At 47.8% G+C, this 12,621-nt stretch carries 11 protein-coding genes, 1 pseudogene and 1 riboswitch; of the genes and pseudogenes, 2 read left to right on the forward strand and 10 right to left on the reverse strand.

All coding sequences use genetic code 11. From position 1 onward, the window contains the following. Positions 1-13: 13 nt before the first annotated feature. A riboswitch (cyclic di-AMP (ydaO/yuaA leader) is annotated at positions 14-147 on the reverse strand. The 10 genes and pseudogenes from mnhG to P40081_RS25545 all read right to left on the reverse strand — a co-directional run bounded on the left by mnhG (position 146) and on the right by P40081_RS25545 (position 10,353). Beyond that, the gene (gene mnhG / locus P40081_RS25500) at positions 146-505 is read right to left on the reverse strand and encodes a monovalent cation/H(+) antiporter subunit G (protein WP_081970095.1); all 360 of its coding nucleotides are present in this window, start codon (positions 503-505) and stop codon (positions 146-148) included. Its footprint overlaps the riboswitch before it by 2 nt. Next, positions 495-788, reverse strand: a complete 294-nt coding sequence (locus tag P40081_RS25505) for a Na(+)/H(+) antiporter subunit F1 (RefSeq protein WP_042139024.1) — start codon at positions 786-788, stop codon at positions 495-497. Before P40081_RS25505 ends, mnhG begins: the two co-directional genes overlap by 11 nt. After that, on the reverse strand, positions 788-1,270 hold the full coding sequence (locus P40081_RS25510; RefSeq protein ID WP_042139025.1) for a Na+/H+ antiporter subunit E: 483 nt from the start codon (positions 1,268-1,270) through the stop codon (positions 788-790). Before P40081_RS25510 ends, P40081_RS25505 begins: the two co-directional genes overlap by 1 nt. A 5-nt stretch (positions 1,271-1,275) precedes the next feature. Continuing rightward, on the reverse strand, positions 1,276-2,751 hold the full coding sequence (locus tag P40081_RS25515) for a Na+/H+ antiporter subunit D (protein WP_042139026.1): 1,476 nt from the start codon (positions 2,749-2,751) through the stop codon (positions 1,276-1,278). After that, entirely contained in the window at positions 2,748-3,080 is a 333-nt protein-coding gene (locus P40081_RS25520; protein ID WP_042139027.1) for a Na(+)/H(+) antiporter subunit C, read from the reverse strand. The genes P40081_RS25515 and P40081_RS25520 overlap by 4 nt, the downstream gene beginning before the upstream one ends. Continuing rightward, positions 3,068-5,919, reverse strand: a pseudogene (locus P40081_RS25525) (Na+/H+ antiporter subunit A). Before P40081_RS25525 ends, P40081_RS25520 begins: the two are co-directional and overlap by 13 nt. Positions 5,920-5,964: 45 nt before the next feature. Continuing rightward, on the reverse strand, positions 5,965-6,597 hold the full coding sequence (locus P40081_RS25530; protein WP_052421993.1) for a universal stress protein: 633 nt from the start codon (positions 6,595-6,597) through the stop codon (positions 5,965-5,967). 647 nt (positions 6,598-7,244) lie between these two features. After that, entirely contained in the window at positions 7,245-7,331 is an 87-nt protein-coding gene (locus P40081_RS40130) for a hypothetical protein (protein WP_371916277.1), read from the reverse strand. Continuing rightward, the gene (locus P40081_RS25540) at positions 7,331-7,651 is read right to left on the reverse strand and encodes an ATP-binding protein (protein ID WP_042139029.1); all 321 of its coding nucleotides are present in this window, start codon (positions 7,649-7,651) and stop codon (positions 7,331-7,333) included. Before P40081_RS25540 ends, P40081_RS40130 begins: the two co-directional genes overlap by 1 nt. Positions 7,652-7,653: 2 nt before the next feature. Further along, positions 7,654-10,353 carry a response regulator gene (locus tag P40081_RS25545; RefSeq protein ID WP_081970098.1) on the reverse strand — a complete coding sequence of 900 codons (2,700 nt, stop codon included), beginning with the start codon at positions 10,351-10,353 and terminating at the stop codon, positions 7,654-7,656. Between the two features lie 191 nt (positions 10,354-10,544). Here P40081_RS25545 and P40081_RS25550 point away from each other — a divergent pair, with 191 nt between their 5' ends. Together P40081_RS25550 and P40081_RS36635 are read left to right on the forward strand one after the other, a co-directional pair. Next, positions 10,545-11,495 (forward strand): hypothetical protein, encoded by a 951-nt coding sequence (locus P40081_RS25550; RefSeq protein WP_042139030.1) that lies wholly within the window; start codon positions 10,545-10,547, stop codon positions 11,493-11,495. A gap of 273 nt (positions 11,496-11,768) precedes the next feature. Then, the gene (locus tag P40081_RS36635; RefSeq protein ID WP_052421994.1) at positions 11,769-12,551 is read left to right on the forward strand and encodes a class I SAM-dependent methyltransferase; all 783 of its coding nucleotides are present in this window, start codon (positions 11,769-11,771) and stop codon (positions 12,549-12,551) included. Positions 12,552-12,621: the final 70 nt, after the last annotated feature.

Consider the following 12,621-nt stretch of genomic DNA (forward strand, 5'->3'; position numbering starts at 1 on the left):
CGGCATAAACAGTGCATCCTCTCATGAACGCTTGCGGGGTTAGCTGCCGGATTCGGGCCTGAAAGTAGCCCTACTCGTTTTTCCCGAGATTCACCCCATATAACCTGGTTCCCCCGCTTCCTATAAGGAATTCAGCGATTAAGTATTATTTTGCAGACGTTTCCTGACTTTCTTCCCCCAGGACCTTCAGATCATCCTGTACGCTCCCCTTCCACAAGGGGACTCCTGAACGGTAGGCTGCCCGGCCATTTAAATGGCCTGCCACCGGTGAAGTGATGAATACAAAAACAATCGCCAGCAGCAGCTTGACATTAACCGTTCCGTCTTTAAACCAAAAGTACAGGAAGCCTCCTGTCAGCAGACACAGCACCCCGAAGGTTGCACTTTTGGTGGCCGCATGTGAACGCAGGTACACATCAGGCAGCCGGACTAAGCCGAAGGCACTTAAGCCGCAGAAGACTGCACCCATCACCACAAGAATGGAGCTAATCAGTTCACCTGTCATTCGGGTTCCCTCCATCCTCTATAACGGCTCCCCGTTCAATATATCTGGCCAGTGCCGTTGTTCCAATAAACGTCAGAATACCGATAACCAGAATAACTTCAAGAAAGTCCTGGGTATCCAGCAGCATACAGAAAACAGTGATCATTGCGAGTACATGAATGCCTATCGTATCGAGCGCGGCAACCCTGTCTGATCGGGTTGGCCCTTTCAGGAGACGGAACAGGCATGCCAGCATCGCCAGCGCCAGAATGATCATTGCCACGGTTAGCATAACCTGGATCATTACCGGGTCACCTCCATAATCGCTTGTTCGAAAGTGCCTCTAATCTGCGCGACAAGCAGCTCTGCATCTTTAATATCAATTGCATGAATGTACAGCGTCCTGCCATCCTTCGAAACATCAAGAGTCAGGGTTCCCGGCGTCAGACAGATCAGGCACGATAACAGCGTAACCTCCCAAGCCGAGGTCAAGGCAGTCTCATAAGCAAAGATACCGGGACGTATAGCCAGCTTTGGACGGATGATATGGCCGATGACCACGAAATTCGAGACCGTAAGTTCACGGGCAAAGATCAGCAGAAGCTTCAGTATAGCCCATATACGTATGAGATAGAATGGCCGGGTCCGGGCCAGGGATTTCGTCAAAATCAGCAATAATATAATACCGATGACGTAGCCGGCTATGAAGCTTGAGCCAGAGCCATCGTTATTTATCGCCATCCACAGAAAGGCAATCAACAGATTTAAGAGGAATTGTAGGGCCATCTTCTCTACTCCTTCATTATGGCTTCAATGTACCGCGCAGGTGACGCCAAAACCTCGCCTGCCTGCGATACATAAGCATAGACGGACTCGGCACCGACCCCCATAGCAATCACAAGCAGCAGGAGTCCGGCGGCAATAGCCGATGCAGCCTTCAAGTTCACTCTAGGCAATTCATTCACCGGTTCATTTCCCCAGAACGCCAGCCTGAACACCTTCATCAGGGAATACAGCACCAGTAAGCTCGATCCTAGTCCAATTAAGGACAACGTCAGCATTCCCTCAGCCAGAGCTCCGCGGATGATCAGAATCTTGCCGGCAAACCCGCTCAGCGGCGGAATACCTGTCAGGGCAAGAGCAAGGATAAAGAACATCCAGCCGATGAACGGATACCTTTTAATCATCCCGCCCATACTGCCTAGCCGGTCAGTTCCGGCTGCGGATATAATCATCCCGCCCAGAATAAACATGAGTCCCTTGGCCAGCATATCGTGCAGCAGATAGAAGACCGCCCCATTCAGTGAATCTGCAGTCCCTGCAGCGAGTCCAAAGGCTACAAATCCAACGCTGATAATGATGTTATAATTCAGAATCCTCGGGATATCCTTATAAGCGACTGCCCCCAGGCTGCCCAGAATCATGGTAGCAGCAGCCATCCAGGCAATCCAGTCATGGGTGAAGCCGGGATCGTTAACAAACAGCAGCGTGAAGGTGCGGATGATTGCATAGAGTCCCACTTTGGTCAGCAGTGCACCGAACAACGCTCTAACAGCCGCCGGAGGCGCACTGTATGACCCTGGAAGCCAGAAGAACAGGAACAGCCCTGCCTTTAGGGAAAATACAATCAGGAACAAAACAGCAATCACATTAAGCACGCCGCCTTGTCCCGCTTCAGCGATACGCTGGGACAGGTGTGCCATGTTGAGTGTTCCTACTGCTGCATAGAGATAAGCTACCGCTGCTACAAACAGTGTCGAGGATACGATATTGATGAGCAGATATTTCGATGTTTCTCTTAGCTGAAGCTTGGTCCCTCCGAGTGAGATGAGCGCATAAGAAGAAATCAGCATGACCTCAAAAAAGACAAACAGGTTGAAAATATCTCCGGTAAGAAACGAGCCGTATACCCCGACCAGCAAAAACTGAAAGAACGTATAATAATAGAACCGCTCCCGCTTCTCTCCAATACTGCTGAAAGAGTAGCACAGAATCGCAAAGCTGACGATCGAAGCCATCATTACCAGCAATACAGCAAACATATCACCTACAAATACAATCCCGTACGGAGGAGCCCAGCCCCCCATCTGCAAGGTCTGTATGCCCTCAGAGTGGACACGTGAAACCAGCAGCACTGCAACCAGAATGTTCAGCAGACCGCTGAGCGCACTAATCACGCGCTGAAGCCGGATCTTCTCTTTGAGAAAAATCAGGATGACAGCCGTAGTCAGCGGAATGAGAATCGGGAGTACCAATAGATTGCTCATTCGTTGTCCTCCTTAATGCTGTCAATTTCGTCAGTACCCAGCGTCTGGTAAGACCGGTACGCGAGTACGAAGTAGAAGGCTGTAACCCCAAAGCTGATAACTATGGAGGTTAGAATCAATGCCTGCGGCAGCGGATCAACATAAGTATCCGCTTTGCCCAGCACAGGGGCTGCACCCTTTTTGAGCCCGGCCATTGTGAGCAGCAGCAGATGGACACCATGCGTCAGCAGGGAGGTTCCCAGCACAATGCGCAGCAGGCTTTTGGACAGAATCAGGTACACACCGATCGTGAAGAGAATGCCGACCGCAACCGCCATTAGGAGTTCCATTTCTTTTCCCCTCCGATCGATAAAATGATGTTCATCGTTACACCGACCACGGCCAGGTATACGCCAAGGTCAAACAGGACGGCAGTCGCCAGCTCCGTATCGCCAAGCACTGGCAGATGAAAATGGCCGAAAGCATGACTTAGAAAAGGAGCGTCAAACAGGAATGAGCCTGACGCTGTTAGAATAGCCAGCAGGAGTCCGGAAGCTGTAAGCAGCCGGTAATTCACAGGTAACACCTTACGTACCTGATCCATTCCAAATGCGATTGTAATGAGGATCAGCGCAGCAGAAGTCATCAAAGCCCCGATAAAGCCTCCCCCGGATGATTATGTCCGGCAAAGAACAGATACAGGGAGAATATCAGAATAATGAGGACAATCCCCTTGGACATTGTCTGCAGAATCACGTCATTGCTGCGCAGCGGTAATTTTTCATTCTTGGCGGGTTGGAGCGGCGTCAACTCCTCTTCCATTCTCAAATGAATCAGACCATAAATGGCCAGTGAGGCGATGCCAAGCACCATGATTTCAAACAAGGTATCGAACCCGCGGAAATCTACCAGGATGACGTTAACAACATTCTTGCCGCCAGCCAGGTTATAGCTTTCTTTCAGGAAAAACTCGGAGATAGGTTCAAAAGGACTGGTACCCATAGCCGCCAGAGCGATCAACGTCATTGTAATGCCGGCTCCAAGCGCTATGATCAGATTGGGCAGCTTAAAGCGCAGCGGCTCTCTCTGCTTCTTCAGCTTAGGTAAATACCGGAAACAAAGAAGGAACAGAATGACCGATACGGTCTCTATAATCATTTGGGTGAGTGCAAGATCCGGTGCCCGGAAAAGAACGAAGAGCAGCGTCACCATGTACCCTACACCACCGGTGAAAAGAATCGCGTTAACACGTGACTTGGCAAATGGAACAGCAAAGGCAGCCAACAGCATTGCTGCTACAACAGCCGTTTCATAAAAAGACAATGAGGCATACTGATCCATGCCAAAGCTTATGCCTGACTGCAGCAGCAGAACTGTGAGTAACGAAATGATGAAAAAGCTGAAAATATAGAGCAGGTAATGGCGATTGGAACCAGTCATATAGGCATCAGTCAAACGTCTTGAACCATTCTCCAGCAGTCTTAGCGAGAAGTCATACATACGGTTCAGCGTATTGCGTCCGCTTGCTTCGCGGTCCAGTACCCGCAGCCGGGTATAGATTCTAAATAACAGTGTACCTGCGGCTATAACGCCGAGGGTCATGAAGATTTCCGGTGTCCAGCCATGCCAGAAATGAATAGAAACTTCAAAAGCTTCTTCCGGTGCGAGTATCCCCGTATGGATGGAAGACATTGCCGGTTCAATCAGCGTAGCAGAGACCAGGTCAGGGAAGAATGCAAACACTACAGCAAGTGAAATTAGAATCACCGGTGACAGCAAGAGACCCAGTGGAGCTTCATGCGGAATTTTATCCAGTTTGTCTTCCCTCAGCTTGCCGCGGAAGGTCTTGAAGACAAAAATCATGCTATATACAAAGGTAAACACACTGGCAATCCAGGCAATTACCGGAAAGAGCTGCGTCCAGTATCCTGAGCTCAGGATGTCAAACTCCCGGATATTAAGCATAGAGGTGAAGAACATTTCTTTACTAAGGAATCCGCTGAATGGCGGCAATCCAGCCATGGAGAACGCCCCGATCAATGCGACAGAGAAGGTGACTGGCATGAGAGACATAAGCCCTCCAAGCTTGCGCAGATCACGGGTACCCGTCTCGTGGTCAATGATGCCCACAACCATAAACAGACTGCCTTTAAATACAGCATGATTAATGAGATGAAAGAGCGCTGCAGTAGTAGCCATCGTATAAAAAACCGCATCCCCCGTGCCGGTAAAGAAGGCTGCCGCCGACCCGAGTCCCAGCAAAGACATGATCAATCCGAGTTGACTGATCGTGGAGTACGCGAGTAAGGCTTTGAGATCCGTTTGCCGGATGGCTTTGAACGAACCATAGATCAGAGTTACCAGTCCTGTGACAGAAACGAGCCAGAACCACTCGGATGCTCCGGCATATAGAGGGGTGAGCCGCGCCACCAGATAGATCCCCGCCTTAACCATGGTAGCCGAGTGAAGGTATGCACTTACCGGAGTCGGCGCTTCCATAGCATCAGGCAGCCAGATATGGAACGGAAACTGGGCGGATTTCGTAAAGGCACCCAGGAGAATAAGCAGCATGGACGGGATAAACATGGCACTTTCTGTCAAGGTCCCTGCCTGTGCAACAATCTCGCGGATACTATAAGTGCCGGTCATTATATACAGAAGATTAAATCCGGCAAGCATCGCCAGACCGCCGAACACCGTGATCAGCATGGACTTCAATGCTCCATAGGAGGATCTTTCCCGGCGGTGCCAGAAGGCAATGAGCAGGAACGAAGAAATGCTCGTCAGTTCCCAGAATCCGTACAGCACCATCAGATTATCTGACAGGACAACGCCCAGCATTGCTCCCATAAACATGAGCAGGTACATATAAAACTGGCGGATTCCTTCCATCAGCTTATCGAGATAATAAATGGAATAGAGCACAACCAGGGCACCCATTCCGGTAATCAGCAGGACAAAGAGCAAGCTGAGTCCGTCCAGCACCAGAGAAATATTTACCCCAAAGGACGGCATCCAGTTGATATTGTTAACAATAGGCTCGCCAGCCCGGATGGCTGGAATTCTCGTCAGGAAATAAATGAAGAGAGCTGCGGGAAGGGGCAGAGCGATCCAGCCCAGGTGGAACCGTTTATTTCGCTTCATCAGCAGCATTAGCGCAGCCAGCAAAAACGGAAGCAGGATAATCATATGCAGCAAGGCTTAATCCCCCTTTCTAGTTTTGGTATAATCCGCTTAACGGGGCTTAACCCATTCGTTCTGTACAATCCTCAAATATTGCGCTTCACCGTTTCTGACGATTTTGAACAGGCCGGTATTGAAATCCGTATCGAGCTCACGGAAGAAGACCCCCTTCATGGCTTCATCTCCCTCCGGTTCATCCATAAGGATATGGCGGTCGCCCTCTTTGACCAGATAAGCAGAGAAGCCTTGCTCATGGGACTTTTCGAGCAGCTCCGGATAGCGCTGCACCGCAACGATATGAAGATCAATCGGGCCCATCCGCTCCAGCAGCTCATTGATGAAGCTTCCCCGTGTAATCTCCTGCCACAGCGTTTGGCTTGACTGTCCGAGTACAATTTGCGTTATTTTATTATCCTTTGCAGTCTCCACAATCACATCAGCCGTTTTCCTGCCATTACATTTGCGGATCACAAATTGTCCGCCGGCCTCCTGGGTCTGTTTCTCCCAGCCAGACAGGTACTGCTGCTTCTCCCGGTTATATTCATTGTCTCCGGATGCATCTACTGTAAGCACAATCAGCGGAGCCTTGAGCAATTTGGCCAATTGTCCTCCACGCTGTATTAACCTCTGCCCGTGGGGGCCATAATGCACACACACCATAATGCTCTCATTGTTCATTTCCATTCCAATACCTCCGCAGCAGTAAATTTATTCCAGATAAAAACACAAAAAGAGCCCGCTGTTGGCAGGCTCCTCCGGTTAACTCCGTATACAATTATTGCAATTATATAGTCACCGAAGGAGAATGTAAAGGCAATTTGCGGTGAATAATCCGGGAAGCATCAGGAGAGCCTGTGTGAAAAGGATGCATTCCCCATGTTAATACGTAAAATAATATGCAGCATTTTCCTGTTCGCCGGCATGTTGATACTCGGCTGGAAAATGGAAAACTTATTAATTTCTCATACGGCAGTATCACAAATAAGCAGCTTCTCCACTGAAGAATTTAGTTTCCGTACCGGAAGCTTTACTGATCCGCTCCCCATCAGCGTACCCTATCTCCCCCGGGAATATGTGAGAATTAGACGTATGGTTAAATAAAGTGGTCTGCTAGAGCAGGGCTATTCGATTATTACTCCTTCGCGGGCTGGCTACGGCAGATGGTACCTTCATTCAGTATCCTTCCCGTACCTGAGGTCTTGCAACAGTTCAGCCAAGAGGATATTGAACAATACCATATCCCTGAATCGAGATTATGCCTTCTTGACTCATGGGAACATTTCATATGGCTTGGCAATGGAGCCCGGAGCGTTGACACGGAATTGAATAAGTTACGAACCTGCCACAAAGCAAGGAATCGCGAATGCAAACGTACTGCCCTGTTCGCTGGTATCCTTAAGCCATACTTTGCCGTTCATTAGCTCAGCCAGCTGCTTACAGATGGAGAGCCCCAGTCCGGCTCCGCTATAGCTTCCGGTGAGCGTCTTTCATGAATTTGCGAGAAGGAGCGGAACAGGTTGGCTTTCTGTTCTACAGGCATTCCAATGCCGGTATCCTTAACTTCAATGGAGAAGGTGATCCGGTCTTCCGCAACGGCCTCAGTTTGCACAATTAGGCATACCTCACCCTGCTCAGTAAATTTAAGCGCATTGCCTACCAGATTGGCAATGCAAACGTATTCGCCGGGATTAGCTTGCTCGCAGTATCCATGACCTTCGCAGCCTACTGAATAGCTCACTCTTATATAATCATTTTCATCAGGGTCAGTAACTGCTCCATATTAACGGGCTTGCTTAAATATTCAGTCGCCCCCGCCTCCAGAATTCTGGTTCTGTCTTCCTGCATCGCCTTTGCAGTCAATGCAATGACCGGCGTCTCCTGTCTCAACGGCATTTGTCTAATCCATTTGATCGTATCATAGCCATTCATCACAGGCATGATGATATCCATCAGAATCATATCAACAGCTGCTCCGGTCTGCAGGTACTCCACGGCCTCTTGGCCGTTAGTGGCCTTGGTTACGTTCAATCCATTTTTCTCCAGAATTTTCGTTAGCGCAAATAAATTCCTTTCATCATCATCTACGATCAGAACTTCTTTATCGGCCAACAGGGAGTAGTCGTTATAATATCCGGTCCCGGCTGCGGCAACCAGTTCATCCGGGGTTTCCGCCAGCTTTTCCGGCAGTGGATGCTGTTCTTCATAGACAGCAGCATGCCTGGCAGGCGGCAGATAGACGTTAAAGGTGCTGCCTGCCCCCTTTTCGCTAACCAGACTGATCTTGCCTCCAAGTAATGAAACCAGTTGTTTGGTAATTGACAGCCCCAGTCCGGTGCCTCCATATTCACGCTCCGTATGCCCATCCGCCTGCTGAAAAGCATCAAAGATCAAGGCTTGTTTATTCTCAGAGATACCTATCCCTGTATCTGTAACACTAAACCGGATATAATAGCTGTCTTGTGCATCTTCCAATGGCTCAAGCTCATCTATGGAAGCTATACCAATTCTGAACGTAACCGAACCTTGCATTGTAAACTTAAACGCATTGGATAACAAGTTGCTCAGAATTTGCCGTAATCGCTGAGCATCGGTATAGATGATTTCCGGCACCCCTTCCTCCAGGTGTACATGGAAAGGAAGCTCTTTTTTCCGCGATAGCTGCCCGAAGCTTTGAAGTACCATTTCAGGAATTTCAGTGATATTAACCGCTTCAATCTCGATATTCATCTTCCCGGCTTCCACTTTGGACAGGTCAAGAATATCATTAATCAGAGCCAGCAAATCCTGTCCTGCAGAATGAATGGCATGCGAGAATTCAACCTCCTCGTCTCCAAGGCGCTCTGACTGGTTCTCCATTAGAAATTCAGACAGCAGCAAGATCCCGTTCAGCGGAGTTCTAAGCTCATGTGACATATTTGCCAAAAACTCAGATTTATATTGTGTGCTTTGCTGCAGAATCTTAGCATACTGGGTGAGCTCTTCCTGGGCTTGCTCCGCTTCCAGCGTTTTTTGCTCAGCCAGGACCTGCTTCTCTTCCAGCTTCTTGTTGGTGGCGTGCAGAATTTCTGTCTGGATATGAAGTTCTTCAGACTGTGTCTGAAGCTCTTCTGTATATACTTGGAGCTCCTCGTTCAAGCTTTGTGATTCTTTCAGCAATCCGTCGATCTTCATACTGCTCAGAGCACCATTGAGAGCTGCACCGAAATGCCCGGAGGTCGACTCCAGAAAGAGAATATGCAGACTGGATAAAGGCTTGAAAGATGCTATCTCCACAACGGCAAGCACTTCTCCCAGGAAGATGACAGGGATTAGAACCAGTGACTGCGGCGAAGCAGCACCAAGTCCTGAGCGGATATGGATGTAGGACTCCGGCAAGTGATCTACATGAATCAGCCTGCCCTCTTTCGCACATTGCCCTATCAGTCCTTCTCCGAAATTGACTTGCTCGTGATCGCTATCCACAGCAGTACCCGCAAATACCGATACTCTTGTTAAAAAATCCTGGCCGTTATCCTGCGTGCGGACATACAGGGTTCCATAGGGATAATCCATAATTTTGGCAAGCTTACTTAGATAAACATCTCCCAGTAATGCAGTCTGCGTAATGCCCTGATATTCTGACAGCATCTCCTTCTCCTGCTGCTGCAGCCACAGCCGTTCTTGCTGATTATCCAGCAACAGATTAACGGCTTGTCCCAGGTCACTGATTTCATCATTGCTGGTAATTGAAATCCGTGTGCTCAAATTCTCAACTTTCACCAGATCAGTAAGCGTGCCTGTGATTTGGGAAGCCGTACGCGAGATGGAACGGGCGATGAACACAGATGCAGAAACTGCTGCTGCTGCGATCAGGAACCAGACGATATACAGCAATTCCAACAGCACTGTATTCCGGTCTGCCTGGTTTGTTATTAACCGATTGGTATTCTCATTCCTGTTGTCACGGAACGCACTGATCTGATTACGGATATGATCCATTTGATCGATGCTGGAATCTGTCTTGAAGAATTGTCCGACTTGACCGTCCTCTCCCGCTTTCTTCAATTGAATGACATGCTGGGCAGATAGCTCAATCCACTGCTCTATATTGTTCTTGATGCTCTGAAGCCGGCTTTGCTGTACAGAATCCATAGCATTTAATATAGATAATTCATCAAAATTAGTTTCCCACTCAGCCAGCCCCTGGCGGAAGGGCTCCAAATATTTATCATCACCTGTAATGACATATCCACGCTGGTCTGTTTCCATATCCAGTATATTTTTCTCGATTTGATTAGTCAGGCTGGTAATTTGCCGATCCTGATGTGTAATGAAGTTAGTTTCTTGCTGCAGGGAATTTATTCTCCAGTGGATGACGATTACAAATGCCAGCAGGCAGGCAATAATCAGAATCGTTAAAGACAGAATTTTCTGTTTAATCGTAAAACGAAACTTCTTCACGAATGTCCTCCATCCTCAATTGACCCAAGTATAAGTCGGTTAGCCTGTTAAGTTTACACTTTTGTCAGAAGTTAATATAGTTCTTTTCTCTCATGGTTTTGCATCACTTATCAATTCCATTCCCCGGAATGGCATGATACATTATACGAATAGGAAGAACAATATGAAATTCACTTGTAATGGAGAATAGAATGAGAACTTTCACGAATGATACCGCCCGTAAAATTTTAGCCAATGAAATTAGCGTAGAAACATTATTACAACAGTATCCGGAGTATCAGGCAGAGGTACTGCAAGAACTAAGTATACTGAAAAGCACCCGGAATTCTAATCTAATTCCTGCCATTCTTGATAAATATACGGCAAGTGCAAAGATGGCCAATCATAAAATTTCCAAAAGCGGCTTTAATGAAAAAACAGTTAATGCCTTTCTGCCCAATGTGATTAAGGCCCGATTTGCCATCCATCTGCTGGAGCAGCTAAATATAAAGGCTTCTTCAAAAACGCCTGCCGGAAATGTAAAGTTCAACCTCTGGGACGGCATGATCTTACAAAAGCTTTTATTCAAAAAGGGGCTTGAACGAAAGCCGGTTTCTCTGGGCCTATTCAGGCTGTGTTGGCGGATTCTCCTGAATAAAAAGATATTAATGCCCCTCGTCAATAAAAAAGGCATTTATTGTTTCTACTCAAAACCTTTAATTAGCGAACTCTCAAGCTTGATAGGCGATAAAAAATGTCTTGAAATAGCTGCAGGCGACGGTACGTTAACCAAGTTTTTAAACGAAAAAAACATCAACTGCACAGCAACAGACGACTATAGCTGGAAGCACTATATCGACTACCCCGGCTTCGTGGAACAGGCAGATGCCAAAGCTGCCCTTCATCAATACAGTCCTGAAGTAGTACTCTGCTCTTGGCCGGTACCTAAAAACCCGTATGAAAAACATGTATTTAAAACCGGCTCGGTTGACTTATATATCGTTCTTGGCACAAAAGACCCTGCGGTGACTGGAGATTTTGACGCTTATTACAGCGCTGATAAGTTCACAATGGAGCTCAGCGAGCGATTGTCCTCCCTCCTGTTACCTCCTTCGCCTGATAATGCTGTTTATATTTTCAGGAGAAAATCTGTTTCCTCCTAATCCCATTCCAGGGAACAATGCCGCTATCCGCACCCTCACTTGCCTGTTTCCCCGGACTTGATATCAACAGCACCTTTAGCAGCTGCCTTGATGTCTGGTCCCTCCTTTCACCTCCACAACTTAGGTCCGGAATGTCCAGAATGTCCGGCAAATCCGATATTCTTCTGTTACTCATCATATTTATGAGCGATTGCCATATAAATTAATCAAACAGTTACACGGGTGTTCCAAAAGGGAGTATTGCCCGCCTCACCCGTTCAGGAAAAAAATGAAGTGTTGGAAATCCTGGACACCGAACAAAATGATGTTCTTTTTACGGGGGAACGTGTCGTCATTAACGATGTGGTCAAAAAGAATTACGGAGATGTGCTGGAAGAGCATCTGAACAGATACAGGTTAGCCCAAAAATACGTCAAGGATAAACGGGTGCTGGACGCCGCCTGCGGAGCGGGGTATGGCTCCAAAATGCTGCAGGCGTCCAGGGCCAGCCATGTACTTGGCGTAGATATCGATGAAGCCAGCTTGTCAAATGCGCGCAAAACTTATGGTCATGATCAGATTGATTATGCCTACGGCAATGTAAACAAGCTTGAACTGGAGGACAAAAGCTTTGATGTTGTTGTTTCCTTTGAGACCATTGAGCATATAGATGACGGCAGTGTATGGATTAAAGAATCCTCCAGGCTTTTAAAAGATGACGGGATCTTTATTGTCTCCACACCTAACCGCAGCATTGCGAACCCTTCCGCTTATTTTGTGGAGCAGCCAAGAAATCATTACCACAAATATGAATATACGATTGTCGAGCTTGCGGGAGAACTCCTGAAGGAATATGATATCCTGGAGCTATACGGGCAAACCTTCACTACGGACTATGTTGCCTTCCACACCCAGATTATCAGAAAGTCTAGAAATTTGGGCGCAGCAAGCACGCCTTATACCAATCCTGTCATTAGCGGCTACGAGCTAGTGGCTCTGGGAGAAGTAAAAGATATGAATCCTTTGTACGTGGTCGCCGTGTGCCGAAAAAAACGCGTTGCCCCCATGGACAAATAACATGGCAGGAACAACAACAGGACCGGCCCCAGCGGCCGGTCCTGTTGTTGTTCTGTATCTTGTTTCACAA

This window comes from Paenibacillus sp. FSL P4-0081, from assembly GCF_000758565.1.
GTDB classification, from domain to species: Bacteria; Bacillota; Bacilli; order Paenibacillales; family Paenibacillaceae; genus Paenibacillus_AQ; species Paenibacillus_AQ phytohabitans.